The 26,031-nt window shown below is 66.2% G+C and carries 25 protein-coding genes; 14 read left to right on the top strand and 11 right to left on the bottom strand.

The window, feature by feature from the left end:
- Positions 1-27: 27 nt before the first annotated feature.
- The 14 genes from F6X40_RS05075 (at position 28) to F6X40_RS05010 (ending at position 15,147) form a co-directional block, all read left to right on the top strand.
- Positions 28-417: a methylglyoxal synthase gene (locus F6X40_RS05075; protein WP_013088898.1), complete on the top strand. Its 390-nt coding sequence runs from the start codon at positions 28-30 to the stop codon at positions 415-417.
- 46 nt (positions 418-463) lie between these two features.
- Positions 464-1,438, top strand: coding sequence for a quinone oxidoreductase family protein (locus F6X40_RS05070; RefSeq protein WP_184072016.1), 975 nt, complete (start codon positions 464-466; stop codon positions 1,436-1,438).
- Positions 1,439-1,618: 180 nt separating this feature from the next.
- The gene (locus F6X40_RS05065; RefSeq protein WP_018419977.1) at positions 1,619-1,729 is read left to right on the top strand and encodes a hypothetical protein; all 111 of its coding nucleotides are present in this window, start codon (positions 1,619-1,621) and stop codon (positions 1,727-1,729) included.
- Complete coding sequence (gene kdpF / locus F6X40_RS05060; RefSeq protein WP_013088901.1) at positions 1,729-1,821, top strand: K(+)-transporting ATPase subunit F; 93 nt, start codon at positions 1,729-1,731, stop codon at positions 1,819-1,821. The genes F6X40_RS05065 and kdpF overlap by 1 nt, the downstream gene beginning before the upstream one ends.
- Positions 1,818-3,623, top strand: a complete 1,806-nt coding sequence (gene kdpA / locus F6X40_RS05055) for a potassium-transporting ATPase subunit KdpA (RefSeq protein WP_184072018.1) — start codon at positions 1,818-1,820, stop codon at positions 3,621-3,623. Before kdpF ends, kdpA begins: the two co-directional genes overlap by 4 nt.
- Positions 3,624-3,714: 91 nt before the next feature.
- Positions 3,715-5,826, top strand: a complete 2,112-nt coding sequence (kdpB, locus tag F6X40_RS05050) for a potassium-transporting ATPase subunit KdpB (protein ID WP_187627020.1) — start codon at positions 3,715-3,717, stop codon at positions 5,824-5,826.
- A 58-nt stretch (positions 5,827-5,884) separates the two neighbouring features.
- Positions 5,885-6,463 (top strand): potassium-transporting ATPase subunit KdpC, encoded by a 579-nt coding sequence (kdpC, locus tag F6X40_RS05045; RefSeq protein ID WP_184072020.1) that lies wholly within the window; start codon positions 5,885-5,887, stop codon positions 6,461-6,463.
- Between the two features lie 152 nt (positions 6,464-6,615).
- On the top strand, positions 6,616-9,510 hold the full coding sequence (locus tag F6X40_RS05040) for a DUF4118 domain-containing protein (protein ID WP_187627019.1): 2,895 nt from the start codon (positions 6,616-6,618) through the stop codon (positions 9,508-9,510).
- Positions 9,503-10,201 (top strand): two-component system response regulator KdpE, encoded by a 699-nt coding sequence (gene kdpE / locus F6X40_RS05035; RefSeq protein ID WP_176109149.1) that lies wholly within the window; start codon positions 9,503-9,505, stop codon positions 10,199-10,201. Before F6X40_RS05040 ends, kdpE begins: the two co-directional genes overlap by 8 nt.
- Positions 10,202-10,303: 102 nt before the next feature.
- Positions 10,304-10,624 (top strand): quaternary ammonium compound efflux SMR transporter SugE, encoded by a 321-nt coding sequence (gene sugE, locus F6X40_RS05030; RefSeq protein WP_184045877.1) that lies wholly within the window; start codon positions 10,304-10,306, stop codon positions 10,622-10,624.
- A 232-nt stretch (positions 10,625-10,856) separates the two neighbouring features.
- Positions 10,857-11,468, top strand: a complete 612-nt coding sequence (locus F6X40_RS05025) for a DUF4126 domain-containing protein (RefSeq protein WP_090805650.1) — start codon at positions 10,857-10,859, stop codon at positions 11,466-11,468.
- A gap of 101 nt (positions 11,469-11,569) precedes the next feature.
- Positions 11,570-14,059 carry an ABC transporter permease gene (locus F6X40_RS05020; protein ID WP_262421375.1) on the top strand — a complete coding sequence of 830 codons (2,490 nt, stop codon included), beginning with the start codon at positions 11,570-11,572 and terminating at the stop codon, positions 14,057-14,059.
- Between the two features lie 37 nt (positions 14,060-14,096).
- On the top strand, positions 14,097-14,510 hold the full coding sequence (locus F6X40_RS05015) for a group II truncated hemoglobin (RefSeq protein ID WP_090803736.1): 414 nt from the start codon (positions 14,097-14,099) through the stop codon (positions 14,508-14,510).
- Positions 14,503-15,147, top strand: coding sequence for a DUF924 family protein (locus F6X40_RS05010; protein ID WP_187627017.1), 645 nt, complete (start codon positions 14,503-14,505; stop codon positions 15,145-15,147). Before F6X40_RS05015 ends, F6X40_RS05010 begins: the two co-directional genes overlap by 8 nt.
- Positions 15,148-15,201: 54 nt before the next feature.
- Here F6X40_RS05010 and F6X40_RS05005 read toward each other — a convergent pair whose 3' ends face one another.
- The 11 genes from F6X40_RS05005 to F6X40_RS04955 form a co-directional block, all read right to left on the bottom strand.
- Positions 15,202-17,253 (bottom strand): ArnT family glycosyltransferase, encoded by a 2,052-nt coding sequence (locus F6X40_RS05005; RefSeq protein ID WP_187627016.1) that lies wholly within the window; start codon positions 17,251-17,253, stop codon positions 15,202-15,204.
- A 281-nt stretch (positions 17,254-17,534) separates the two neighbouring features.
- Positions 17,535-18,281, bottom strand: a complete 747-nt coding sequence (locus F6X40_RS05000) for an SDR family oxidoreductase (RefSeq protein ID WP_184021746.1) — start codon at positions 18,279-18,281, stop codon at positions 17,535-17,537.
- 65 nt (positions 18,282-18,346) lie between these two features.
- Positions 18,347-18,934, bottom strand: coding sequence for a TIGR00730 family Rossman fold protein (locus tag F6X40_RS04995; protein WP_184072033.1), 588 nt, complete (start codon positions 18,932-18,934; stop codon positions 18,347-18,349).
- A 2-nt stretch (positions 18,935-18,936) separates the two neighbouring features.
- Positions 18,937-19,662, bottom strand: a complete 726-nt coding sequence (locus F6X40_RS04990; RefSeq protein WP_018419991.1) for a TetR/AcrR family transcriptional regulator — start codon at positions 19,660-19,662, stop codon at positions 18,937-18,939.
- Positions 19,663-19,942: 280 nt separating this feature from the next.
- Positions 19,943-20,626 (bottom strand): diacylglycerol kinase, encoded by a 684-nt coding sequence (locus F6X40_RS04985; RefSeq protein WP_184072035.1) that lies wholly within the window; start codon positions 20,624-20,626, stop codon positions 19,943-19,945.
- Between the two features lie 20 nt (positions 20,627-20,646).
- The gene (locus tag F6X40_RS04980; protein ID WP_184072139.1) at positions 20,647-21,678 is read right to left on the bottom strand and encodes a glycosyltransferase family 4 protein; all 1,032 of its coding nucleotides are present in this window, start codon (positions 21,676-21,678) and stop codon (positions 20,647-20,649) included.
- 48 nt (positions 21,679-21,726) lie between these two features.
- On the bottom strand, positions 21,727-22,668 hold the full coding sequence (locus F6X40_RS04975; RefSeq protein ID WP_184072037.1) for a UDP-2,3-diacylglucosamine diphosphatase: 942 nt from the start codon (positions 22,666-22,668) through the stop codon (positions 21,727-21,729).
- A 767-nt stretch (positions 22,669-23,435) separates the two neighbouring features.
- The gene (locus F6X40_RS04970) at positions 23,436-23,960 is read right to left on the bottom strand and encodes an RDD family protein (protein WP_187617969.1); all 525 of its coding nucleotides are present in this window, start codon (positions 23,958-23,960) and stop codon (positions 23,436-23,438) included.
- Positions 23,961-23,981: 21 nt separating this feature from the next.
- The gene (locus F6X40_RS04965) at positions 23,982-24,743 is read right to left on the bottom strand and encodes a DUF3106 domain-containing protein (RefSeq protein ID WP_187627015.1); all 762 of its coding nucleotides are present in this window, start codon (positions 24,741-24,743) and stop codon (positions 23,982-23,984) included.
- A 16-nt stretch (positions 24,744-24,759) separates the two neighbouring features.
- Positions 24,760-25,191, bottom strand: coding sequence for a DUF3619 family protein (locus F6X40_RS04960; RefSeq protein ID WP_187627014.1), 432 nt, complete (start codon positions 25,189-25,191; stop codon positions 24,760-24,762).
- The gene (locus tag F6X40_RS04955) at positions 25,188-25,751 is read right to left on the bottom strand and encodes an RNA polymerase sigma factor (protein ID WP_184072111.1); all 564 of its coding nucleotides are present in this window, start codon (positions 25,749-25,751) and stop codon (positions 25,188-25,190) included. The genes F6X40_RS04960 and F6X40_RS04955 overlap by 4 nt, the downstream gene beginning before the upstream one ends.
- Between the last annotated feature and the right edge of the window lie 280 nt (positions 25,752-26,031).

Genomic DNA, 26,031 nt, shown 5'->3' with positions numbered 1-26,031 from the left:
TCACAAGGGTTTGAGGAGTCTTACGTCATGAGCACCCGCATTGCGCTGATCGCGCACGATCACAAGAAGGACGACATCGTCAAACTGGCCGGCGAATACGTCGACACGCTCGCGCGCTGCGAGATCGTCGCAACCGGCACGACCGGCGGACGCATCAGCGACGCGCACGGCCTGACGGTCGAGCGCATGCTGTCGGGCCCGCACGGCGGCGACCTGCAGATCGGCGCGCAGCTCGCCGAAGGGCGCGTCGACATGGTGATTTTCCTGCGCGACCCGATGACGCCGCAGCCGCACGAGCCGGACATCAACGCGCTAGTGCGCGCGTGCGACGTGCACAACATTCCGTGCGCGACGAACATTTCGACCGCCCGCATGGTGCTCGACGTGCTGACGCTGCGCCTGTCCGGCGAGGCGTGAGCGCGCGCGTCGCCGCACCCACATCCATACAGATGAAGGAGACGTGATGGTCAAGGCAATCCGTTTCGACAAAACCGGCGGACCCGAAGTCATGAAATGGGTTGACGTCGAGGTGGGCGAGCCCGGCGCGCGCGAGATCCGCATTCGCCAGACGGCGGTCGGCCTCAATTACATCGACGTGTATTTCCGCACCGGTCTGTATCCGCTGCCGCTGCCGGGCGGGCTCGGCGTGGAAGCGGCCGGCGAGGTCAGCGCGGTGGGCTCGGGCGTGACCGGTCTGAAGGTCGGCGATCGCGTCGGGTATGTCGCGCGGCCGCCCGGCGCGTATGCGCAGGAGCGCGTGCTGCAGGCCGCGCTGGTCGTCAAGCTGCCCGATGCGATCAGCGACGAGCAGGCCGCGTCGGCGATGCTGCAAGGCTTGACTGCGCAATATCTGCTGCGCCGCACGTATCGCGTGAAGGCCGGTGACACGATCCTCATTCAGGCCGCAGCGGGCGGCGTCGGCCTGCTCGTGTGCCAGTGGGCGAAGGCGCTCGGCGCGACGGTGATCGGCACGGTCGGTTCCGACGAGAAAGCCGAGATCGCGAAAGCGCACGGCTGCGATCACGCGATCGTCTATACGCGCGAGAACTTCACGAAGCGCGTACGCGAGATCACCAACGGCGCGGGCGTGCCGGTCGTCTACGATTCGATCGGCAAGGACACCTTCGAAAAATCGCTCGACTGTCTCGCGCCGCTCGGCCTGTTCGTGAGCTTCGGCAACGCGTCGGGTCCGCTGCCGCCGATCGATTCGTCGGAATTCGCGGGACGCGGCTCGCTGTTCTTTACACGACCGACGCTCTTCACCTATATGGCGAAACGCAGCGACTACGAGGCGATGTCGGCCGAGCTGTTCGACGTGCTGAGCTCGGGCAAGGTCAAGACGAGCATCAATCAGCGCTATGCGCTGCCGGACGTCGGGCAGGCACATGCGGACCTCGAAGGGCGCCGCACGACGGGGTCGACGATCCTGCTGCCATAAAAAGTGTCAGCGCGGCCTCGGGCTGCGCTGCACGTCATCCATCAGGGCCGTTTCATCGCGAGATGAAACGGCCTTGTCCGTTTACGCGATTTTTACGCGCACCCCGCGATCTTTGACCAGCTCTTTAGGCCGATCGGCATACCGTTCTATCCATCCAAAGTCCGTGAATGGAGAACGAGAATGGATGTGCTGTATGTCGGGGGCCTGGCGCTGTTTGCCTTGCTGACCTTTGGGCTGATTGGCGGCTGCGAGAAGCTGATGCAGTTGCGCCGCGGACAAGGAGCGCGCTGATGACCTGGATGCTGTGGCTGGCCGGCGCGTCGACCGCGCTGCTGTTCGTATATCTCGTGTATGCGCTGCTGCGCGCGGAGGACATTGAATGAACACGAACGATGTCCTGCAGGCGAGTCTTTTTATCGTCGTGCTACTGGCCGCCGCGGTGCCGATGGCGAGCTATCTCGGCGCCGTGATGGACGGCAGTTCGCGCGTGGTGCGCTTCGGCGCGCCGCTCGAACGGCTGCTTTACCGTATCGCGGGCGTCGATCCAGCGGCGGAAATGGGCTGGAGGCACTACGCGGTCGCCACGCTAGCGTTCAACGTGCTCGGCGCGGCGTTCCTGTACGTGCTGCTGCGCGTGCAAGGGTGGCTGCCAGGCAATCCGCAGCAGTTCGGCGCGATGTCGGTCGACAGCGCCTTCAACACCGCGGTCAGCTTCGTGACCAACACCAACTGGCAGGACTACACGCCCGAGCAGACCGTCGGCTATCTGACGCAGATGCTCGGCCTGACCGTGCAGAACTTCCTGTCGGCGGCGACCGGCATCGTCGTCGTGTTCGCGTTGATGCGCGGCTTCGCGCGTCATACCGCGCAGACGATCGGCAACTTCTGGGTCGACATCACGCGCGTGACGATGTACGTCCTGCTGCCGATGGCGGCGATCATCGCCGCACTGCTGATGAGTCAGGGCGTGATCCAGAACTTCAAGGCATATCAGGAGGTGCCGACGCTGCAGACCACCACCTACGCCGCGCCGAAGCTCGACGCGCAAGGCAATCCGGTGAAGGACGCGAAGGGCGATCCGGTGATGCTCGACACGCCCGTGAAGACGCAGACCATCGCGATGGGCCCGGTCGCGTCGCAGGAAGCGATCAAGATGCTCGGCACCAACGGCGGCGGCTTCTTCAACGGCAACTCCGCGCATCCGTACGAAAACCCGACGCCGTTCTCGAACTTCGTGCAGATCATCTCGATCCTGATCATCCCGGCGGCGCTCGCGCTCGTGTTCGGCCGCGTGATCGGCGACCGGCGGCAGGGCGTCGCGGTGCTCGCGGCGATGACGATCGCGTTCGGCGTTTGCGTGTTCGGCGAGATCAGCGCCGAGCAGAGCGGCAATCCCGCGTTCACGGCGCTCAACGTCGATCAGTCGGCGAACGCGCTGCAGGCGGGCGGCAATGCGGAGGGCAAGGAAACGCGCTTCGGCATCGCGCAGTCGGGCATCTTCACGGTCGCGACGACGGCGGCTTCGTGCGGCGCGGTCGACAACATGCACGATTCGTTGACGCCGCTCGGCGGCCTGTATCCGATGCTGCTGATCCAGCTCGGCGAAGTGATCTTCGGCGGTGTCGGTTCCGGCATGTACGGGATGCTCGTGTTCGCGCTGCTCGCGGTGTTCGTCGCGGGACTGATGATCGGGCGTACTCCTGAATATGTCGGCAAGAAGATCGAGGCCTACGAGATGAAGATGGTGTCGATTGTCGTGCTGCTCACGCCGCTGCTCGTGCTGGTGGGCACCTCGATCGCGGTGCTCAGCGCGGCGGGCAAGGCCGGCATCGCAAACCCCGGTGCACACGGCTTCTCCGAGATCCTCTATGCGTTCAGCTCGGCGGCGAACAACAACGGTAGCGCGTTCGCGGGTCTCACGGTGAATACGCCGTTCTACAACTGGCTCACCGCGATCGCGATGTGGTTCGGCCGCTTCGGCACGATCGTGCCGGTGCTCGCGATCGCCGGTTCGCTCGCCGCGAAGAAGCGCATCGCCGTCACCGGCGGCACGCTGCCGACGCACGGACCGCTGTTCGTCGTGCTGCTGCTCGGCACGGTGCTGCTGGTCGGCGCGCTGACCTACGTCCCGGCGCTCGCGCTCGGTCCCGGCGTGGAGCATCTGATGATGATCGGCGTGCAGTGACCCACGGCAGTGACCCAGGCCGCGAGCCAACGACCGAACAGGCGCCTGCACGCCGCAAGCCTGCCAGCGCCCACGGACATTCGAGGATTCAATGACTGAACATAACGCTACCCGGTCCATGTTCGACCCGGCGCTGCTGCGCCCGGCGATCGTGGACTCCTTTAAAAAGCTCACGCCGCGCACGCAGTTTCGCAACCCGGTGATGTTCTGCGTGTACGTCGGCAGCATCCTGACGACCATTCTGTGGATCGCCGCGCTCGGCGGTCAGGCCGAGGCGCCCGCGGGCTTCATCCTCGCGGTCACGCTGTGGCTGTGGTTCACGGTGCTGTTCGCGAACTTCGCGGAGGCGCTCGCCGAAGGCCGCTCGAAAGCGCAGGCCGCGTCGCTGCGCAGCGCGAAGAGAGACGTGATGGCGAAGAAGCTCAACGAGCCGCATCCGAAGTCGCCGATCCGCATCACGACCGCGACCGATCTGCGCCGTGGCGACGTCGTGCTGGTCGAGACCGGCGACGTGATCCCGGCCGACGGCGAAGTGATCGACGGCGTCGCTTCGGTCGACGAATCGGCGATCACCGGTGAATCGGCGCCGGTGATCCGCGAGTCGGGCGGCGACTTTTCGTCGGTGACGGGCGGCACGCGGGTGCTGTCGGACTGGATCGTCGTGCGCGTCACAGCGAATCCGGGCGAGGCGTTCCTCGACCGCATGATCGCGATGGTCGAAGGCGCGAAGCGTCAGAAGACGCCGAACGAAATCGCGCTCACCATCCTGCTCGTCGCGCTGACCATCGTGATGCTGCTCGCCACCGCGACGCTGCTGCCGTTCTCGATGTTCTCCGTCGAAGCCGCGAAAGCGGGCCACGTGGTGACGATCACCGCGCTCGCCGCGCTGCTCGTGTGTCTGATCCCGACGACGATCGGCGGCCTGTTGTCGGCGATCGGCGTGGCCGGGATGAGCCGCATGATGCAGGCGAACGTGATCGCGACCTCGGGCCGTGCCGTCGAAGCGGCCGGCGACGTCGACGTGCTGCTGCTCGACAAGACCGGCACGATCACGCTCGGCAACCGCCAGGCGTCGCAGTTTCTGCCGGCGCCAGGTCTGACCGAAGAGGCGCTTGCCGATGCCGCGCAGCTGTCGTCGCTCGCCGACGAAACGCCGGAAGGCCGCAGCATCGTCGTGCTCGCGAAGCAGCGCTTCAATATCCGTCAGCGCGATATGGCCTCGCTGCATGCGGTGTTTCTCGCGTTCACGGCGCAGACCCGCATGAGCGGCGTCGATCTGTCTCCGCAAGGGACTCCCTACGGGACTCATGGCCGTGAAATCCGCAAGGGCGCGGCCGATGCGGTCAAGCACTACGTCGAAGCGAACGGCGGCCGTTTCCCGAATGAAGTCAGCAACGCGGTCGCCGATGTCGCGCGACGCGGCAGCACACCGCTGGTGGTCGCCGAGAAAGGCGAGCAGGGCGCGCGCGTGCTCGGCGTGATCGAGTTGAAGGACGTCGTGAAGGGCGGCATCAAGGAGCGCTTCGCCGAGCTGCGCAAGATGGGCATCAAGACCGTGATGGTGACGGGCGACAACCGCCTGACCGCCGCCGCGATCGCGGCCGAAGCGGGCGTCGACGACTTCCTTGCCGAGGCGACACCCGAAACGAAGCTCGCGACGATTCGCGCGCATCAGGCCGAAGGGCGTCTGGTCGCGATGACCGGCGACGGCACCAACGACGCGCCCGCGCTCGCGCAGGCCGACGTCGCGGTCGCGATGAACACCGGCACGCAGGCGGCAAAAGAGGCCGGCAATATGGTCGACCTCGATTCGAATCCGACCAAGCTGATCGAGATCGTCGAAATCGGCAAGCAGATGTTGATGACGCGCGGGTCGTTGACCACGTTCTCGATCGCCAACGACGTCGCCAAGTACTTCGCGATCATCCCGGCCGCGTTCGCGTCGACGTATCCGGCGTTGAACGCGCTGAACGTGATGCATCTCGCGACGCCGACCTCGGCAATCATGTCGGCGGTGATCTTCAACGCGCTGATCATCGTGCTGCTGATTCCGCTGGCGCTGAAGGGCGTGCGCTATCGCGCGCTAGGCGCCGCGATCCTGCTGCGCCGCAATCTGCTGATCTATGGCCTTGGCGGGATCATCGTGCCGTTCATCGGCATCAAGCTGATCGATATGGTGCTCGCCGCGTTCGGCTGGGTTTGAGCGCGCAGCGCGTCATTACGCCACAACCAGAAGTGATGAAAAGGGAAAGAGACCCATCATGAAAAATCTGTTCCGTCCGCTGATCGTGATCTTCGCGGTGCTGACCGCGATCACAGGACTCGCCTATCCCGCCGTGATGACCGCGTTCGGCCAGGCGGCGTTCCACGAACAGGCCAACGGCAGCCTCATCGAGCAGAACGGCAAGGTGGTCGGCTCACAGCTGATCGGCCAGCAGTTCGACGCGCCCCAGTACTTCTGGGGCCGGCTGTCGGCGACGAGCCCGATGCCGTACAACCCGCAGAACTCGGGGGGCTCGAACCTCGGGCCGACCAACCCCGCGCTGCTCGACGAGATCAAGGGCCGTCTCGCCGCGCTGAAGGCGGCGGGCACCGACATGTCGAAGCCGGTGCCGGTCGATCTGGTCACGTCGTCGGGCAGCGGGCTCGATCCGGAGATCAGTCCGGCCGCGGCCGCGTATCAGCTCGAGCGGGTCGCGCAGGCCCGTCATCTCGCGCCGAACGACGTGCAGGCGCTCGTCGAGCGCTACACGACGGGGCGCCAGTTCGGCGTGCTCGGCGAGCCGCGCGTGAATGTGCTGAAGCTCAATCTCGCGCTCGATGAAATGAAGCGCGGCTGACACTGAACGCAGCGACGACGCACCAGCCGCAATTGCGGTTCATCGCTGAAACAGCGGCGTTTCGCGTGGCGCCGCGCCGCCATTTGCGGGCCGGCGCGAGCCGTGCCACCATGCAGACACCGCCGCTCGCACGACTATGACAACCACTGAGCATGAACCGCCCCGATCCTGACGAACTGCTCGACAAGCTGCAGCGCGACGAAGAAAAACGCCAGCGCGGCCGGCTGAAGGTTTTCTTCGGCGCGTCGGCCGGCGTCGGCAAGACCTATGCGATGCTGCAGGCCGCGAGCCGCCGCCAGCAAGAAGGGGTCGACGTGCTGGTCGGCATCGCCGAAACGCACGGGCGCAGCGAAACCGCCGCGTTGCTCGCGGGGCTCGACGTGCTGCCGCTCGCGCAGATCGAGTATCGCGGCCGCAAGCTCGGCGAGTTCGATCTCGACGCCGCGCTCGCGCGCAAGCCGCAACTGATCCTCGTCGACGAACTCGCGCATTCGAACGTGCAGGGCGCGCGTCATCTGAAGCGCTGGCAGGACGTCTACGAACTGCTCGACGCGGGCATCGACGTTTATACGACCGTCAACGTGCAGCACCTGGAGAGCCTGAACGACGTGGTCGGCCAGATCACCGGCATCCGGGTGTGGGAGACCGTGCCCGATCGCGTGTTCGATCATGCCGACGAAGTCACGCTCGTCGATCTGCCGGCCGAGGAACTGCTCGACCGCATGCGCGACGGCAAGGTCTACATGGCGCAGCAGGCCGAGCGCGCGGTGCGCAACTTCTTTCGCAAGGGCAACCTGATCGCGCTGCGCGAACTCGCGCTGCGCCGCACCGCCGATCGGGTCGACGCGCAGATGCGCGAGTACCGCGCCGATCGGTCGATCCAGCGTATCTGGCAGGCGCGCGAGCGGCTGCTGGTGTGTGTCGGTCCTGGTCCGGAAGCGCCGGCGCTGGTGCGCTCGGCGGCGCGCCTCGCCGCGAGCCTGAAGGCCGACTGGCTCGCGGTCTATGTCGAAACGCCCGCGTTGCAGCGCCTGCCCGACGCCCGACGCGAACGCACGCTGAACGCGCTGAAGCTCGCCGCCGAACTCGGCGCCGAAACCGCGACGCTCGCCGCCACCGATGCGCTCGACGCGTTGATCGGTTACGCGCAGGCGCGCAACGTATCGAAGCTGGTGGCGGGCGCATCGTCGCGCACGGGCGCGAGCCGCTGGCTGCGCCGGCCGCTGGGCGAGCGCATCGCCGAGAAGAGCGGCGATCTCGATCTCACGCTGATTCGCCTGTCGTCGGAGCGCGACGGCGGCGAGCAGCGGCGGCTGTTGAACACGACCGCGAACGCGTGGCGCGAGGCGTTGAGCGCGGCCCGCGAGCGTCGCTCGCCGCCGCGCGCGTACGCGTTCGCGCTCGCGATCGGCGCGGCGATCACGTTGCTGACGAGCCAGTTGATCGTCCGCATCGATCTGACCAACCTCGTGATGCTGTATCTGCTCGGCGTGATCTTCACCGCGGTGAAGCTCGGGCGCGGGCCCGGTGTCGTGCTGTCGTTCGCGAGCGTCGCCGCGTTCGATTTCTTCTTCGTGCCGCCGCGCATGTCGCTGTCGGTCTCCGACACGCAATACCTGCTGACGTTCTTCGGCATGCTGCTGACCTCGCTCGTGATCAGCCATCTGACTTCGAGCCTGCGCCACGAGGCGAGCGTCGCGCGACGCCGCGAGCAGCGCACCGGCGCGATGTACGAGATGGCGCGCGAGCTCGCCGCGGCGCTCGCGACCGAGCAGATCGTCGGCATCGGCACCCGGCACGTGAGCGAGGTGTTCGGCGCGCGTGTGGCGATCCTGCTGCCCGACAGCGCCGACCAGATCAAACAGAAGATCGAGGACCCCGACGCGGCGATCACGCTCGAAGGCGACGCGCTCGATCTCGACGTCGGCCAGTGGGTCTACGATCAGCAGAAGCCGGCCGGCCACGGCACCGATACGCTGCCGGCTGCCGCGGCGCTGTATCTGCCGCTGAAGGCGCCGATGCGCACGCGCGGCGTGCTCGCGGTGGTCGTGCGTGACGAGCGCGAGCTGACCGTGCCCGAACAGCGCCGCATGCTCGATGCGTTCGCCGCGCAGATCGCGCTCGCGCTCGAACGGGTGCACTACGTCGATATCGCGCGCGATGCGCTCGTCAACATGGAGTCGGAGCGGCTGCGCAATTCGCTGCTGTCGGCGATTTCGCACGATCTGCGCACGCCGCTGACGACGATCGTCGGGTTTTCGTCGATGCTCGCGCAGGGGCGGCAGGCGGGACAGGGGCGGACAGAAGGCGAGGTGAATGCTTCTTTGCGGACCGACGCGCAATCCGCCGCGCGGCGTGACGACGAACTCGTCGACGCAATCCACGAAGAAGCGCTGCGCATGACCGGCATCGTCACGAATCTGCTCGACATGGCGCGCTTGCAGGCCGGCAGCCTGCAACTGAACCAGCAATGGACGCTGCTCGAGGAGACCGTCGGCGCCGCGCTGCGCGCGTGCAAGCGAGTGCTCGCGGATCATCCGGTGCGGGTTACGCTGCCCGCCGATCTGCCGCTGCTGCATCTCGACGCGGTGTTGATGGAGCGCTTGTTCTCGAACCTGTTCGAGAACGCGGCCAAATACACGGCGTCCGGCACGCCGCTCGCGATCGGCGCGCAGCAGATCGACGCGGACGGCACGCCGTTCGTGCGCATCACGATCGACGACAACGGCCCCGGCCTGCCCGCCGGCATGGAAGCGCGCGTGTTCGAGAAGTTCACGCGCGGCGAGAAGGAGTCGGCGAAACCAGGCATCGGCCTTGGGCTCGCGATCTGCCGCGCGATCGTCGAGGCGCACGGCGGTACAATCGGCGCGCTCAACCGGCTGGCCGCGGATGGCCACGTCGAGGGCGCGCGCTTCTGGTTCACGCTGCCGGTCAAGACGCCGCCCGACGCACCCGAGACGTTTGATACGCTCGAAGACGAAGGCGCAGCCACCGACACCGACACCGCCGCCGACCTCAACCCGCTTACCCGCCCCGCCCATGAGTGACCTGAGCATCACCGTCGTTCTGATCGAAGACGAGAAGCAGATTCGCCGCTTCGTGCGCACGGCGCTCGAAGGCGAGGGCATCGCCGTGTACGACGCCGAGACCGGCAAGCAGGGGCTCGTCGAAGCGGCGACGCGCAAGCCCGATCTGGTGATCGTCGATCTGGGCCTGCCCGACACCGACGGCCTCGACGTGATCCGCGAGCTGCGCGGCTGGAGCGAGCTGCCGGTGATCGTGCTGTCGGCGCGTACCCAGGAAAGCGAAAAGGTCGCCGCGCTCGACGCCGGCGCCGACGATTACCTGACCAAGCCGTTCGGCGTGTCCGAGTTGCTTGCGCGGATCCGCGCGCATCTGCGGCGGCGCAATCACGGCGGCGCGAACGAATCGCCGCAGGTGCGCTTCGGTGCGGTCACCGTCGACCTCGCGCTGCGCCAGGTTACGCGCGACGGCGCCGCGGTCCATCTGACGCCCATCGAATACCGGCTGCTCGCGACGCTCGTGCGCCATGCGGGCCGCGTGCTCACGCACCGGCAGTTGCTGCGCGACGTGTGGGGGCCGTCGCACGTCGAGAGTCACCACTATCTGCGCATCTACATGGCGCATCTGCGCGGCAAGCTCGAGCGCGATCCGGCGCAGCCGGAGCATATCGTCACGGAGACGGGCGTCGGGTACCGGCTGGTGGGTGCGGTGTGAGTTCGTCCGCGATGCCGCTTCGTTATAATCTCCCGACGTAAGGACGACCTTGCGCCTGCATCAATCATCGGGGACGGCCCCATTTTTCATGGAGCTGTGTCGATGTCCTGGTTTCTTCTCCTGATTGCCGGTCTGCTCGAAGTCGCGTGGGCGGCCGGTCTCAAAACTTCCGAAGGTTTCACCCGCTTGTGGCCGTCCCTCTTCACGGTCGTGACCGCGCTCGGCAGCTTCGTGCTGCTCGCGCTCGCGATGCGCCAGTTGCCGCTCGGCACAGCCTATGCTGTTTGGACAGGGATCGGCGCGGTCGGCGCGTTCATCTTCGGCGTCGTGATGATGGGCGAGGCGTTGACGGTCGCGCGCGTCGCCAGTGCGTCGCTGATCGTGATCGGCCTCGTCGGCCTGAAGCTGTCGTCGGGGCACTGACCGGGCGGCCACCTCCGCTCGGGGCACGGCCGCCATTGCCTGCAAGCCACAGCGAAGGCTTCGCCGCTCGACGTTCTGCGAACTATCGTAGCTATAATGAGACAGAAACGACCTTGAGATTGCCCGCGGCCTAGCTGGCGCGGCCAGCTTGGCGAGCCTGATGGCTTCGGCGCGGAACGCCCGCTCGTTCCCGCCGCGGCGCCTGGCACGCACTGAACGCGTGGAGGCGGCCATGCTTGAATCACTTTCACTTGCAGCGGGCCTTTCATGGGGCAGCGGTCTGCGCCTCTATCTGACGGTCCTCCTGGCCGGCGTGTTCGAACGTCTTGGCCTGATTCACTTGCCGAACACATTGTCCGCGCTGTCATCGCCATGGGTGATCGGTGCGGCGGCCGTGCTGACGCTGGCCGAATTCCTCGCCGACAAGATCCCCGCGTTCGATTCGCTGTGGGATGCGATCCACACCTTCATCCGCATTCCGGCCGGCGCCGTGCTGGCCGCCGGCGCGCTCGGCCACGCCGATCCGACGCTGCTGAGCGTTGCCGCGCTCGCGGGCGGCACGCTCGCCGGCACCGCGCATCTCGCGAAGGCGGGCACGCGCGCGCTGATCAACCTGTCGCCGGAGCCGGTGTCGAACGTCGTCACGTCGACCGCCGAGGACGGCCTCGTGGTCGGCGGCGTACTGCTTGCGCTGTTCGTGCCGCTCGTGTTTCTGGTCTTGATGGTAGGCTTCCTGCTGCTCGCGGCGTGGGCATTGCCGCGATTGTGGCGTGGCGTGCAGGGCGGTTTTCGCGGCATGGCCACGCACATGGTGTCGCGATTTGCGAGGAGCAGGCACGATTGAGCGAAGCACTACCAGGATCCAAGGCGGGTTCAAGAACGCGCGCCGACACGAGACCGGCGCGGCGGCTTGGCGGCATCGATCTGTTGCGCCAGGCCATGCGGATGACGGCGCGCGACTGGCGCGCGGGCGAACTGACGATGTTGCTGCTCGCGCTCGTGCTGGCGGTCGCGGCGTTGTCGAGCGTCGGGTTTCTGGGCGATCGGCTGCATCAGGGGCTCGAGCGCGATGCGCGGCGCATGATCGCCGCCGACTTCATCGTGCGCGCCGATCATCCGGTCGATCCGCAATTCGCCGCCGAGGCGCACGCCCTGGGCCTGCGCACCGCCACCACGGCGATCTTTCCCAGCATGATCAATTCGACCGGCGCGCAGCCGGCGTCGCGGCTGGCCGCCGTCAAGGCGGTGTCGCCCGGCTATCCGTTGCGCGGCGCGCTGCGCATCGCGGCGGCGCCGGGTGCGGCCGATCATCCGGCGACGTCGATTCCGGCACCGGGCACCGTGTGGGTCGACCAGCAGCTGCTCGACGCGCTGAAGCTGAAGATCGGCGATGCGGTGAAGCTCGGCAATCGCAACTTCACGGTCGGCGCGCTGATCACGCGCGAGCTCGATCGCGGGTTTTCGTTCGTCAACTTTTCGCCGCGCCTGATGCTGAATGCCGCTGACGTACCGTCAACGGGCCTGATCACCTATGGCAGCCGCGTCACGTACCGGCTGCTGGTCGCCGGTTCAGACGACGCGGTCGCGCGCTTCGCGCAGTTTGCGCATGAGCACGTCGACGGCGGCAAGCTGCGCGGCGTCGCGCTCGAGTCGCTGCAGGACGGCCAGCCGCAGGTGCGTCAGACGCTCGATCGCGCGGGCCATTTTCTGACGCTCGTGTCGCTGTTGACCGCGCTGCTCGCGGCCGTCGCGATCGCGATGGCTGCGCACCGCTATATGCGCCGGCATCTCGACGGCTGCGCGGCGATGCGCTGTCTCGGCGTGAGCCAGGCCGCGCTGCGTGCGCTGTTCACGCTCGAATTCGTCGGGCTGGGCGTACTCGGCGGCGTGCTCGGCGTGGCGCTCGGTTATCTCGGGCATCTCGCGCTGCTGACGTGGCTCGGCGGCCTGATCGACGTGGTGCTGCCGCAGCCGACGCTGTGGCCCGCGCTCGAAGGCATCGCGGCCGGCCTCGTGCTGCTGCTCGGCTTCGCGCTGCCGCCGCTGTTGCCGCTCACGCGCGTGCCGCCGGTGCGCGTGCTGCGGCGTGAATGGGGCGAGGAGGGACGCACGGCGTGGGCCGCCTATGCGTTCGGCATCGTGCTGTTCGCGGGGCTGCTGATACTCGCCGCGGGGGAATTGAAGCTCGGGGGCATCGTCGCGGGCGGATTCGCCGGCGGGCTGCTGGTGTTCGCCGGCATCGCGCGGCTCGCGTTGTGGGGCGCGGCGCGCGTGGTGCGCAGCGAGCGCGTCAATGCGGGCATCGGCTGGCGCTATGCGCTGGCGTCGCTCGAGCGGCGCAGCAGTACCAGCGCGCTGCAGATCACCGCGCTCGGCATCGGCCTGATGTGCCTGCTGCTGATCGCGATGACGCGCAACGACCTCGTGCAGGGCTGGCGCAAATCGACCCCGCCCGATGCGCCCAACGAGTTCATCATCGACATCCAGCCCGATCAGCGCGACGCGGTCACGCAGTATCTGGACGCGCACGGCATCGCCGGCGCGGCGCTGTCGCCAATGGTGCGCGGGCGGCTCGTCGCGATCAACGGTAAGGCGGTCGATCCGGATTCGTTCAAGGGCGAGGATGCGCGGCGACTGGTCGACCGCGAGTTCAACCTGTCCTACACGACGCAACTGCCCGACGACAACCGGATCGCCGCGGGAACCTGGTTCGGCGAGACGACGAAGCCGCAGATCTCGATCGAGCAGGGTCTCGCGAAGCTGATCAACGTGAAGCCCGGCGACGTGCTGCGCTTCGACGTGACGGGGCTGACTGTCGAGGCGCCGGTGACGAGCGTGCGCAAGCTCGACTGGGGTTCTTTCAAGGTCAACTTCTTCGTGCTGATGCCGCCGGTTTCGTTGCAGGATTTTCCGGCGACGTTCATCACGAGCTTCCATCTGCCGGCGGACAAACAGTCGACGATCGATGGCCTGATCGCCGCGTATCCCAATCTGACCGCGATCGATACCGGCCCGATTCTTGCGCAGGTGCAGCGCGTGTTGCAGCAGGTGATCGGCGCGGTGCAATTCCTGTTCGCCTTCACGCTCGCGGCCGGCGTGCTGGTGCTATACGCGGCGCTCGCCGGCACGCGCGACGAGCGTATGCGAGAATCCGCGCTGCTGCGTGCGCTGGGCGCATCGCATCGTCAGGTGCGGGCGGTGCAGGTGGCCGAATTCGTCGCGGTCGGCGCGCTTGCCGGCCTGATGGCGGCGCTCGGCGCGCAGATCGTCGGCTCGATGCTGGCCACGCACGTGTTCGAGTTTTATCTGGACTTCGATCCGTGGCTGCTGCCGGTGGGCATTGCGGCCGGCATCGCGTGTGCCGGTGTCGGCGGGTGGCTGGGTTTGCGGCATGTGTTGGCGCGGCCGGCGCTGCAGTCGCTGCGCGACGCGTGAGTTTTCCTGGTGATGTCTTTTTGCTGTTGAGCAGGGTATGAGCGATTTGAACGACGAAGTGTCCTCGGACAAGCCGACGGCCTTCGAACTGGTGGGCGGCGAGTCGCGCGTGCGCGACCTGGTCGACCGGTTTTACGACCTGATGGATCTCGAGGCGGATTTCGCCGGGATTCGCGCGCTGCATCCGGCGTCGCTCGAGGGGTCGCGCGACAAGCTATTCTGGTTTTTGTGCGGCTGGCTCGGCGGTCCCGATCATTACATCGGCCGCTTTGGCCATCCCCGTCTGCGCGCGCGGCATCTGCCGTTCGCGATCGCGTCGAGCGAGCGTGACCAGTGGTTGAGGTGCATGGCATGGGCGATGGAGGATGTCGGCTTGCCGGAACCGCTGCGCGAGCGCCTGCTCGGCTCGTTCTTCGAAACCGCCGACTGGATGCGCAACCGCAATGGCTGACACGCCGCACCACGCCACCTCGGCACCGTACTCGGTCGAAGCCGACCATGCGGCGCTCGCGCCGCGGGCGCGCGAGGTTCTCGACTGCTGGTTCGGTGCGCCGGGCACGCCGCAGCGCGGCACGGAGCGCAAGTTCTGGTTCAAGCGCGATGACGCCGTCGATACGATGCTGCGCGAACGTTTCGGTAACCTGATCGATGCGGCGAACGCGGGTGAGCTCGACGCATGGCACAGCACGCCGTTGGGTGCGTTGGCGCTCGTCATCGTGCTGGACCAGTTTTCCCGCAACTGCCATCGCAATACGCCGCGCGCCTTCGCGACCGATGGCAAAGCGCTGCAAACCGCGCAACGGATCATCGCGAGCGGCGCCGATCGGCTGTTGCCGGACGTGCAGCATCGCGCGTTCGCGTATCTGCCGTTCGAGCACGATGAAACGCTCGCGAGCCAGCAGGAGTCGCTGCGTCTGTTCAAACAGCTTGCGGCGGAGCCGGGCGGTGACGGCTACTATCAGTACGCGCTGCGCCACGCGAAAGCGATTGAACGATTTGGCCGCTTTCCACATCGCAACGGGTTGCTCGGACGTGAATCGAGCGACGAGGAGATCGCGTTCCTGCGCGAGCCCGGTTCGTCGTTCTGACTCGACGCGGACGTGCGCGCGAGACACTCGGCCGGCGCGACGCGTTGCGCGGCTCTATTCGTCGCCGTGCAGCTTGCCCGCCATCGGCGTGCGCACGAAGACGCGCAACAGCTCATCCGAATCGCCCGGTCGCGCACCGGACCAGAACAGCCGCCATTCGCCGGCCGGCGGCCGCGCGTTGTCGCGGCGGCTTTCCTCGATCAGCCAGGTGCAGGCGGTCGTGCGCGGATCTTCGCTCGGCTGATGCACGATGCCCGTGTAGTAGAAGAGCATCGGCGCTTCGGATTCGCCGAGTCCGGAGCTTGCCATGCAGTCGCCGTCGTTCCATTCGATATCCATCTTAGCGCCGAGGTCCCGGAACACCGAGCGGTAGCTTTTCGCGTAGTCGAGCCACGGCAGCAACAGCGTGCTGACGAGCCCCCAGACGAGCATCGCGCCCGCGCACCAGCTGAGCGCGCCGCGCCATTTGCCCGCGTACTTGAACGACGGCAACAGCCACAGCCAGCCGATCGTCAGCAGCAGCGCGCCGACGATCAGCGCGGGCGAAATCGGCAGCACCCAGTCGAGCGGCAGCCAGCGGCCGAGCAGATGCAGCGACGCATGCGTGCTCGCGGGGGTCGTCATGATCGACCAGACGATCCACACGAGCGCGGCCGCGCTGCCGAACAGCACTCGGCTAGTCATATCCCAGCCGGTATGCAGGCGCGCCGGCAAACGTTCGACGCCCTGCATCGCGACCAGCGCGAGCGGCGCGATGAACGGCAGGATGTATAGCTCGCGAACCGTCGCCGAGCTTTGCAGCACCGCGAAACCGATACCCGCGAACAGCACCGGCAACGCGACGCGCGGATCGCGCCAGCGCCGCCATGCGCCACCGGCGAGCGCGGCCAGCGCGAGCGGTACGACCGGAAAGCCGACGCTCAGCACGGTGCGCAGTACGAACAGGTGGCTCTCGTTTTCGGAGCCGAGCTCGGCGACCGAAAAACCGAAGAAACGCCCGACGTTGTTGTCCCACAGCCACACCTTGAAGAGTGCCTCTGAACGCAGGTAGAAGCAGATCGGCCAGATCAGCGCGAACGGCGCGCAGACGAGCGCGGCGAGGCCGAGCGCGCCGGCGAAGCCGCGGCTGCGGCATGCGGGATAGAGCAGCAGCGCCGCGCAGGTGGTGGCGCCGAACACGAGCGGTACGAACAGCCCCTTGGCGAGCAGCGAGACGCCGACGCCCGCGCCGAACATCGTCGCGCCGCTGATGATCGCGTGACGCCGCCCGCGGGCATCGAGCGGTTCGGTGTACCGGGCGGCTTGCGAGTGCATCGGTAAATACGACGCGGCGCGCGGGTCGTCACGCAGATGCACGAGTACGAGTTCGAACAGTCCGCAAAAGCCGAGCGCGGCGCCGGCCATCAGCGCGACGTCGGTCATCATGTCGTGCACGTGCTTGACGACGACGAGCGTGCCGCCGAACAGCGCGAGCGTGCCGATCACGCGCAGGTCGAACCAGCTCGACGCAGCGACCGCGCGACGCGCGACCCGCGCGGTGTAATACACCGTCAGGCCCGCGAACAGCGCACTCGCGAGCCGTGCCGCATCGTGCAGCGGCAGATAGCGGCCGAACATCCACGCGAGGCCCGTGGCGACCCAATCGTAGATCGGCGGCTTTTCGACGAAGGGCTGGCCGGCATTGGTCGGCACGACGAGGTCGCCGGTATCGAGCATGTGCTGGACGATGCCGAATGTGTAGGTTTCGTCCTGCTTCCACGGTTCGTGGCCGAGAATGCCGGGGGCGAGCCACGCGCACAGGATCGCCAGCGCGACCAGCCACAGCAGCGGGCGGATCGCCGCGAGCGCGCGCCAACGCTGCAGGCCGCGCGTTGCGCGGTCGGCAGAAACGGCGGAGCCCGATGGATGGGCGGTGTCGGCGCTGTATACCGCTGCGGCCGAAGCCGCGGGGTCCCCGGCCGCCGGCTGGCTCTGCGCGCCGGCAAACGGGTGCGCGGTGCCGGCGGAAAGCGAAGCCTCGTGCGCGCCACCTGCTGGAGCGGCCGAGGTCGGGGCCGTCGCGTTGGCACTGTGCGCGCGCCAGCGCGTGGACTGCTTGTGTTGCATGGAAGTCTCTGGTCAGCGTACGCGGCGGCGTTGGCCTCGTACTTATGCTTTGCTTACGTCGCCTGCAGATGCATACGATCTGGTCAATTGTAGCGCCGCATTATTACTGAAGATTACACACGAACGAACGCGCGCGCATTCGATGCGCGACTGTGCCGGTTTCATGAGAAATCGACCAGGGTGCTGGGGAAAGAGGAGAGGGGGAGCGGGCTGGAAAGGCGCGGCCGTAGTGGACCGCGCCAAGTGTTTAAGGCTTGCGCCGCGTTGCGTGCGGCGTTCGCTCAGCGGCCGCCGGCGACGTCGAACAGCGCGCCCGTCACGTACGACGACGCGTCGCTGAGCAGCCACACGATGGCCTCGGCGACTTCGTCGGCGCGGCCGGGGCGGCCGAGCGGCGTAGTCGCGCCCAGTTGCGCGGCGCGCTCGGGTTTGCCGCCGCTCGCATGGATCTCGGTGTCGATCAGGCCCGGACGCACCGCGTTCACGCGCACGCCCTGCGGGCCGAGTTCTTTCGCGAGGCCGAGCGTCATCGTGTCGATTGCGCCTTTCGACCCCGCATAGTCGACGTATTCGTTCGGCGAACCGAGCCGCGCCGCCGCCGACGAAACATTGACGATCGCGCCGCCCGCGCCGCCGCGCTGGGTCGACATGCGCCGTGCCGCTTCGCGTGCGCACAGATAGGCGCCGAGCACGTTGACGTCGAACACGCGTTTCAGACGCGCGAAGTCCATATCGGCGAGCTGGCTCGACGGCGCGACGATGCCCGCGTTGTTGACGAGCGCATCGATGCGGCCGAAGGATTGCTGCAGCGTATCGAACATGCCGGTCACGTCGGCTTCGTTCGCGACATCGCCGGCGATCGGCACCGCGCGGCCGCCCGCGTGTTCGACCTCTGCGACCGTCTGCTGCGCGGCGGCGAGGTCACGCACGTAGTTCACGCCGACGCACCACCCGCGCGCGCCAAGCAGACGCGCGGTGGCACGGCCAATGCCGCGGCTGCCGCCGGTGATCAGAACAGCTTTCGTCATCGCAATCTCGTCGTTGGGGTGGTGCGTGCGCGGCGCGCTTCGCTCGGGTTCGGCGGACCCGCGATTCAGATCGCGTCGCTTTGGACCGCCGCCCATTTGTCGCGCGCGGGCGGCGCGTAGCGTTGCAGCTTGCCGATCAACGCGAGCGGATCGGCGTCGATCTGCAGCATGTCGAGATAGGTCTTGCGCATGAAGCCTTCGTCGACCGTGTGCTGAAGCAGGTCGATCAGCGGCGCGTAGAAGCCGTCGGTGTTCAGGAGTGCAACCGGTTTGCCGTGGTAGCCGAGCTGCGCCCACGTGAAGACCTCGAACAGCTCCTCGAGCGTGCCCGCGCCGCCGGGCATCGCGACGAACGCGTCGGACAGCTCGGCCATCATCTTCTTGCGATGATGCATGTCGGGCACCACGTGCAGTTCGGTCAGGCCGTTATGCCCCACTTCCTTGCTGACGAGCAGCTCGGGAATCACGCCGATCGCGCGGCCGCCTTCGGCCATCACGGTATCGGCGATCACGCCCATCAGCCCCACCTTGCCGCCGCCATAGACGAGCGCGAGATCGGCCTCGACCAGCGCACGGCCGAACGCGCGCGCCGCCTGCGCATACAACGGTTTGGCTCCCATCGAGGAGCCGCAATAGACACACATCGACTTCATGCTCAACTGTCCTTCGATTCGTTGCGAGGCGCGGCGCCTTCACGCGGCGGCAGGTAGTCGTAGAACTCGCGCTTGGGCAGCGTGCCCGATACGAGGTCGTCGAACAGCTGCCGCGAGCGGCCGCGCAGGTAGGGCGCCATCAGCGAGACGATCTGCACGCTGACCTGATGCAGCTCTTCGCGGATCGCTTCCTGCTCGTTGTATTTGCGCGGATTCATCACGAACTGATATGACAGCCAGTACGTGCCGATCACGCCGACGTTGGTCGCGATCACCTGCATTTCCTGCGGCGTCGCGACCATTTCGCCGTCGGCGACGAGCTGTTCGCAGAACTGGCTCGCGAAGCGCACCTTATGGCTGATGATCTGCTTGAAGTGCGTCTCGAGCGTGCGGTTGCGCGCGAGCAGGTCGTTCAGGTCGCGGTACAGGAAGCGGTAGCGCCACGTGAAATCGACCATGTACTGCAGATACGACCACATCTCGTCGATGGTCGCGCGATGGTCGTCGGGGAAACGCAGACGCTTCTCGATCTCCTGCTCGAACTGGCTGAAGATGCTGTTGATGATGTCGTCTTTGTTGCGGAAGTGGTAGTACAGGTTGCCTGGGCTGATTTCCATTTCCTCGGCGATCGTCGTCGTCGTGACGTTCGGCTCGCCGATTTCGTTGAACAGCTTCAACGACAGTTCGAGAATCCGTTCGCGCGTGCGGCGGGGAGGTTTGGCTTCCATGTCGTCCGGCCCTGGTTATGCCGGGCTGGGCGCGTGGCGGCGTGCCGCTGCTGCGTGTTCCACCCGGATGCGGTTGGTATATTGAGCTCTCCCGAACCCGCCGACACGCGGCGGGCCCCCCGAAAGGGCAGGATGAGGCGAGGCGCGGATCCGTTTGCGCGAGCGCTTTCCTGTGAGACTGTTAAACGATTATAAACCGAGCGTTCTAATACCCAACCGCCTGCGCGGATTTTCATCCTGGGGGGCGTGGCGAAGCGTGCGCTTCAACCCGCATCGAACCTCAAAGCCACGCGCGAACCCAGCCGACGACCAGCGGCCCGACGATGACTCCCCACGTCATCACACACATGCCGAGCGCGACCATCACGGCCGCACTGCCGAGATCCTTCGCGCGGCGCGACAACTCGTGACGTTCGAGCGAGATCCGGTCGATTGCCGCTTCGACGCTCGAGTTGAGCAGCTCGACGATCAGCACGAGCAGCACCGAGCCGAGCAGCAACACGCGCGACACGGGATCGACCGGCACCACGAGGCCGCACGGAATCAGGATCGCGGCCAACGTGAGTTCCTGACGAAACGCGCTTTCCTCGCGAATCGCAACGCGAAAACCGGCCAGCGAGTTTTTCATCGCGTGCCATGCGCGCGTGAGGCCGCGGTTGCCTTTGTAGGGGTTGAAGGGCAGCGGGGCGAGCGGGTCGTCGGGGCTGAGCGGTTCGTTGGGGGCGTCGTGGCTCGAGTCGCGAGTCGTGTCGTGGGTGGCGTCAGGTTGCACGCCACCCGCGACGCTGGCGCCGCCGGTCATGGTCCTCGCGCCGTTCACCCGATGCACGGTATCCGCATGCCCGGTCATAACCGGCTCGCGTACGTCGTCGAACGGTTCGATGCTGGTGGTGTCGCGGGTGGACTCGACGGCGCGCAGTGCGCCGTTCGACGCGCCTTCGGCGCTGGATCGACTGCTTCGCATGGATGGCTCCGCGCGCCGCATCACGCAGCGGCGCTTTCCTCACGATACGCCGTCTCGCGCAGCGGCTTCAGATGCGCGGCGAATTGTGCGGACGCCGCTGCCCACGAGAAGCGCTCGGCCCATGCGCGCGCATGCAACCGATCGATCTTCAGTGCCTCCAGACACGCTTCGCGCAGATCCTCGTGCATTGCACCGGCGCCGCCGTCGCCGAGCACGTCGATCGGGCCGGTGACCGGATATGCGGCCACCGGCGTGCCGCATGCGAGCGCTTCGAGCAGCACGAGTCCGAACGTGTCGGTGCGGCTCGGAAACACGAAGACGTCGGCGGCCGCGTAGACCTTCGCGAGTTCGGCCTGCGACAGCACGCCCAGATAGTTGACCTGCGGATAGCGCGACTTCAGTTCGGCGAGCGCCGGACCTTCGCCCGCGACCCACTTCGAGCCGGGCAGGTCGAGCTGCAAGAATGCCTCGACGTTCTTCTCGACCGCCACGCGTCCCACGTACAGGAAGATCGGCCGCGCGGTGTTGAGCACCTTCGAGTCCATCGGACGGAAGATTTCGAGATCGACGCCGCGCGTCCACAGCACGACGTTCGTGAAGCCGAACTTCTCGAGGTCCTGCTTGACGACGGGGGTCGGCGCCATTACCGCGAGCGACGGCTTGTGGAACCAGTGCAGAAACCTGTAGGTCGCCGCGAGCGGGATGCGAAAGCGCGCCTGCACGTACTCGGGAAAGCGCGTGTGATACGCGGTCGTGAACGGCAGCTTGTGTTCGAGCGCATACGCGCGCGCGGCCATGCCCAGCGGACCTTCGGTCGCGATGTGCAACGCGTCGGGCGCGAAACGGTCGATGCGCTCGCGCAGCCGGCGGCGCGGCAGCAACGACAGGCGTATCTCCGGGTAAGTCGGGCACGGGATGGTGCGGAATTCGAGCGGCGTCAGCAGATCGACCTGATGGCCGAGCGCGGTGAGTTCGCGCCGGGTGTTCTTCAGCGTGCGTACGACACCGTTGACCTGCGGCTCCCATGCGTCGGTGACGATCATGATCTTCATCGCGTTGTTCATCGCTGCGGGCCCTTTGGAAGTGGAGAGTGGAAGTGCTCAGGCAGTGGCGCGGGCTTTTTGCGTGCCCGCCTGGGGCGCGCGCAGCGCAGTCCAGAAGATCACCTTGAGCTCGCCTTCATAAGTCTCGACGAGCGCCGACAGACTCTCGACCCAATCGCCATCGTTGCAATAGAGCACGCCATCGATCTCGCGCATCTCGGCCTTGTGGATGTGGCCGCAGACGACGCCGTCGCAGCCGCGGCGACGCGCTTCGTCGGTCATTACGCGTTCGAACGACGAGATGAAGTTGACCGCGTTCTTGACCTGATGCTTCAGGTATTGCGACAGCGACCAGTACGGAAATCCGAGCTTGCTGCGAATGCGGTTGAACCAGCGGTTCAGCACGAGGATCATCGTGTACAGCGTGTCGCCGAGATAGGCGAGCCATTTCGCGTGCTGGATCACGCCGTCGAACAGATCGCCGTGCACGATCCACAGCCGCTTGCCGGCGAGCGTCGTGTGGAACGCTTCGCCGCGTACGTGGATGTCGCCGAACGCGAGGTCGCAGAACTGGCGCGCGGCTTCGTCGTGATTGCCGGGCACGTAGATGACCTGAGTGCCTTTGCGCGCTTTGCGCAGCACTTTCTGCACGACGTCGTTGTGCGCCTGCGGCCAGTACCAGCCTTTCTTCAACTGCCAGCCGTCGATGATGTCGCCGACGAGGTACAGGTACTCCGATTCGTTGTGGCGCAGGAAGTCGAGCAGATATCCCGCCTGGCAGCCGCTCGAGCCGAGATGGATATCCGAGAGCCAGATCGTACGATAGCGATGCGGATCGTCGTGGCCGTCATCGGGATGATCGGCGTGGGCATCGAGTGATGGCGTCGCGGGCAGCGGCAGGCCGTGTTGAGTAGAACCCGGAGCGGGCCGGAACGCGACGGGGTCGACGCTCGGTCCGGTTTGACGAAACAGGGAAGTCGCGGACGTATTGGGGTCCATGGCTCACGCGTCGAGTGGCGGTGCCCGTATTGGGCCGGGTGCGCGTGACTGCGACGTGACAGTCATGAGAAGTTCTTATTACGGAGGGGCCTTGGCGGGGCCTGTTTTTTCGTTGTTCTGGCTTGGTTGGCCTCTCCTTGTTGTCTTATCGGTCTATTAGCGTTGCCCCTGTGCGGGGCGGCACCTACTTTCTTTGCAGCAGCAAAGAAAGTAGGCAAAGAAGACAGCTCAAACCGCCAACTCTTAAGCGGGTCCCCTGGCTTGGAAGGGGTAGTGGTGCATCTGGAATCCGGGCCCCCGTACATTCCCCGTTCGTGACAAAGCCGTCATCCCTCCCGCTCCGCACTGCGTGCGTCGTGGACGGGTCTGCCTGGGAAACCAACGGCTTTGCCCGCGCAGCGGGGACCCTCGGCTGCGCCTCGGCGACGCGCCGAAACAACCAGTGGTTTTTGAGCGGGGATTCGGCGCGCGTAGCGCCGCCGGAAGAATGACAGCCTTGTCACAAGCGCGGAATGTGCGGGAGCACGGATTCCAGATGCACCACTACCTCATGCAGACCGAGGGACCCGCTTAAGAGTTGGCGGTTTTAGCTGTCTTCTTTGCCTACTTTCTTTGCTGCTGCAAAGAAAGTAGGTGCCGCCCCGCACAGGGGCAACGCCAATAGACCGATAAGTCAGCAAGGAAAGGCCAACACCGCACGAACAAAGGCAAAAAAGGCCTCACCCCGCCCAAGCAGAGCAACGCATTCGGCCCATCGCCCACGCGCGCTAGCGCCCCACCGCTACCACCCGCGTCCCCGCGAGCCGATCATGCAAAAACTGCCGCTGCGGATCAAAACGCCCACTCGCGGCCCACACCACGAACCAGACGCCCGCAATAACAAGCGTCTGCGGCACACGCAACCCAAGCAGTGGATGCAACGCCAGCGGCGGCAAAAACCACAACCAGGCGAACACATACCGCGCAATCGCCCGCCCAACCGAAACCGGCGCGCCATCAGCGCCAACAACCCGTAATCGCCAGGTTTTCATCGGCAGCGTCTGGCCGCCGTGCGTCCAGAACCAGACGAAGTACACGCCAACCACGAGGCCGATCCAGCCGGCGAGCAGGTTGTGATGCGCGAGCCCGTTACGCTGCTGCGTCAGCGTGCTGAACAGATAGCCGGCGAGAAACACGACGCCGAACAGAATGACCGCTTCGTAGAGCAGTGCCGCGAGCCGTCGCCGGACGGTGGGCGCCGTGCCGCCGGGTGCAGCGGCAGGCAGGGTGGGGGTGGCGAGCGGCTGGGACACGTAATGGGTTCGGGGTCGGAATCAGGAACCGTGGAAGATTGCCGGCGCTTCGGCAGGCGACACGGGCACCGGCGTCGCCGGTACGAAGCTGCCCGCCGCCGGAATCGCAGGCGTTGCCGGCAGCGAGGCCGCGGCCGGCGCGGAGGCAGCCGGCGCGGCGCTCGCCGCCGCGGCAGCACTGGCGCCGTGCTCGCGCGCATTCACGAACCGGTCGATGCCCTTGATCTCGTTGCGAGCCGATGGCGGCGCGCTGACGACGCTGGGGCGACGCTTGCGTTCGCTCGCGGCGAGCCGCTCCTTCGTTTCTTCGGGCAGCTGTTGGTACGCTTTCCACGCGTTCTGGCGCGCCTCGCGCGGCAACTCCTTCGAAACCTGGTAGTTTTCGCGCGCGACGCGGCGCTGATCGGGCGTCATGCGCACCCATTCACTCATGCGCTCATGCAGACGCTTTTGCGCATCCGGCGACATCTTTGCGTATCGCGACGCAATCTTGATCCACTTTCGCTTGCGTTCGTCGCTAAACGAATCCCATTGCGATGCGAATGGGGCCAGCGCGGCGTGGTCGGCGGCGCTCAGGCGTGACCACGCGAGGGGGCTATTGCTGCCCGGCAGGCCGGGCAATTCGACGGAAAGTGCGGGGGCGGGCGCGGCGACGTTGACGCCGGGCGACGGATTGCCCGCCGACGATGGGCTCGGGTGAAAGCGCGGATAGGTCGCGACAAACGACACCAGGGCCGCGATCGTGCATCCGAAAACAACGGCCAGGCCGCGCTTGTAACTCACCCGAGGAATCTCCCGCTCAGTGGGCGCGTGAAAGATACGCGTTGAAGCCGTGGTCGAGATAGGCATTGAGCGGTAGGTCGTCGCTTAGCATGGCGGCATCGATATCGGCAAGTTCGGCGGTCCGCTGGTGATCTTCCCAGTACGCGATGCCGATCAGGCTCACGACCAGCGCGGCCAGCGGCCACGCGAGCGCGAAGCGGCGCAGCGGCCAGCGGCGGCGCGGCTCGAAGCCTCCCTGCGGTAGCCCCGCCATCCCGGCCGGCATGGCGGCGAACGCAGGCACGAACACCGGCGCGCTGACGGCTTCGGGCTTTTTGCGCGCCAACGCGGCACGACGCGCGGCAGCGAGCCGGTCGACGGTGGCGGGAGGGAGGCTGGCGGTGTTTTCGTCAAGCGCGCGGCGCAGTTGACGCGCAAACTCGAGTTCTGTGTTTTCAAGGGAGCTCATAGCGTGATTCCTTTCGCCTTGAGCGCTTGCGCCAGCGTGTGAGTGGCCCGGGAGCAGTGCGTTTTCACGCTGCCTTCGGAGCAGCCCATTGCGGCGGCAGTCTCGGCGACATCCATATCTTCCCAATAACGCATGAGAAACGCCTCCCGTTGACGTGCCGGTAATTTCTGGATCTCGTTGTCGATCGACTGCAGGACCTGCTCTCGTTCGAGCTTCTGTTCGTTGCTCTCGGCGCCAGCCGAACCCGCCTCGGCCTCGAAGGTTTCCAGCGGATCGAACTCGTCATCGTCGGCATTGCCGAGCGACGAGAATAGACTAACCCAGGTGTTGCGTACTTTGGCACGGCGGAAATAGTCGTGCGTCGCATTCTGCAGAATACGCTGAAACAGCAGCGGCAGCTCGGCCGCCGGACGGTCGCCGTATTTCTCGGCGAGCTTGATCATCGCGTCTTGCACGATGTCGAGGGACGCATCGTCGTCCCGCACGGCGTAGACCGTCTGCTTGAATGCGCGCCTTTCGACGCCCGCCAGAAAATTGGCGAGTTCCTTGTCTGATGCCATCCGGTTGGGGTCGGCGCAGCAAGCGTGCGCGTAATCGGTCGAAAAATGTCGTAAAACTCGCGGATGCTAACAAACTTTTGCTCCGATAGGGGTGAAACCTGCTCAAGCTTGCATTTGCATGACGGTCGACATTCCGTCCGATCGCGCGCTCCTACGCACGAGCCAATGGCAATATTTTCTTGACCGCGAGCGCGCCAGAAGCTATCGTCGCTGGTTCGCAACATAAGTGAGTTGTCTCAATTGAGGTGTGGCCCAAGAAGCCCGCCTGCCAACTGGACGC

Origin of the sequence: Paraburkholderia sp. UCT31 (assembly GCF_014397655.1) — a bacterium.
Lineage (GTDB): Bacteria > Pseudomonadota > Gammaproteobacteria > Burkholderiales > Burkholderiaceae > Paraburkholderia > Paraburkholderia tuberum.
This window is presented reverse-complemented; position numbering and strand designations above follow the sequence as displayed.

Coding starts and splice junctions, on each gene's coding strand:
- F6X40_RS05075 (WP_013088898.1), top strand. CDS start 28: ATGAGCACCCGCATTGCGCTGATCGCGCACGATCACAAGAAGGACGAC.
- F6X40_RS05070 (WP_184072016.1), top strand. CDS start 464: ATGGTCAAGGCAATCCGTTTCGACAAAACCGGCGGACCCGAAGTCATG.
- F6X40_RS05065 (WP_018419977.1), top strand. CDS start 1,619: ATGGATGTGCTGTATGTCGGGGGCCTGGCGCTGTTTGCCTTGCTGACC.
- kdpF (WP_013088901.1), top strand. CDS start 1,729: ATGACCTGGATGCTGTGGCTGGCCGGCGCGTCGACCGCGCTGCTGTTC.
- kdpA (WP_184072018.1), top strand. CDS start 1,818: ATGAACACGAACGATGTCCTGCAGGCGAGTCTTTTTATCGTCGTGCTA.
- kdpB (WP_187627020.1), top strand. CDS start 3,715: ATGACTGAACATAACGCTACCCGGTCCATGTTCGACCCGGCGCTGCTG.
- kdpC (WP_184072020.1), top strand. CDS start 5,885: ATGAAAAATCTGTTCCGTCCGCTGATCGTGATCTTCGCGGTGCTGACC.
- F6X40_RS05040 (WP_187627019.1), top strand. CDS start 6,616: ATGAACCGCCCCGATCCTGACGAACTGCTCGACAAGCTGCAGCGCGAC.
- kdpE (WP_176109149.1), top strand. CDS start 9,503: ATGAGTGACCTGAGCATCACCGTCGTTCTGATCGAAGACGAGAAGCAG.
- sugE (WP_184045877.1), top strand. CDS start 10,304: ATGTCCTGGTTTCTTCTCCTGATTGCCGGTCTGCTCGAAGTCGCGTGG.
- F6X40_RS05025 (WP_090805650.1), top strand. CDS start 10,857: ATGCTTGAATCACTTTCACTTGCAGCGGGCCTTTCATGGGGCAGCGGT.
- F6X40_RS05020 (WP_262421375.1), top strand. CDS start 11,570: ATGACGGCGCGCGACTGGCGCGCGGGCGAACTGACGATGTTGCTGCTC.
- F6X40_RS05015 (WP_090803736.1), top strand. CDS start 14,097: ATGAGCGATTTGAACGACGAAGTGTCCTCGGACAAGCCGACGGCCTTC.
- F6X40_RS05010 (WP_187627017.1), top strand. CDS start 14,503: ATGGCTGACACGCCGCACCACGCCACCTCGGCACCGTACTCGGTCGAA.
- F6X40_RS05005 (WP_187627016.1), bottom strand. CDS start 17,253: ATGCAACACAAGCAGTCCACGCGCTGGCGCGCGCACAGTGCCAACGCG.
- F6X40_RS05000 (WP_184021746.1), bottom strand. CDS start 18,281: ATGACGAAAGCTGTTCTGATCACCGGCGGCAGCCGCGGCATTGGCCGT.
- F6X40_RS04995 (WP_184072033.1), bottom strand. CDS start 18,934: ATGAAGTCGATGTGTGTCTATTGCGGCTCCTCGATGGGAGCCAAACCG.
- F6X40_RS04990 (WP_018419991.1), bottom strand. CDS start 19,662: ATGGAAGCCAAACCTCCCCGCCGCACGCGCGAACGGATTCTCGAACTG.
- F6X40_RS04985 (WP_184072035.1), bottom strand. CDS start 20,626: ATGCGAAGCAGTCGATCCAGCGCCGAAGGCGCGTCGAACGGCGCACTG.
- F6X40_RS04980 (WP_184072139.1), bottom strand. CDS start 21,678: ATGAAGATCATGATCGTCACCGACGCATGGGAGCCGCAGGTCAACGGT.
- F6X40_RS04975 (WP_184072037.1), bottom strand. CDS start 22,668: ATGGACCCCAATACGTCCGCGACTTCCCTGTTTCGTCAAACCGGACCG.
- F6X40_RS04960 (WP_187627014.1), bottom strand. CDS start 25,191: ATGAGCTCCCTTGAAAACACAGAACTCGAGTTTGCGCGTCAACTGCGC.
- F6X40_RS04955 (WP_184072111.1), bottom strand. CDS start 25,751: ATGGCATCAGACAAGGAACTCGCCAATTTTCTGGCGGGCGTCGAAAGG.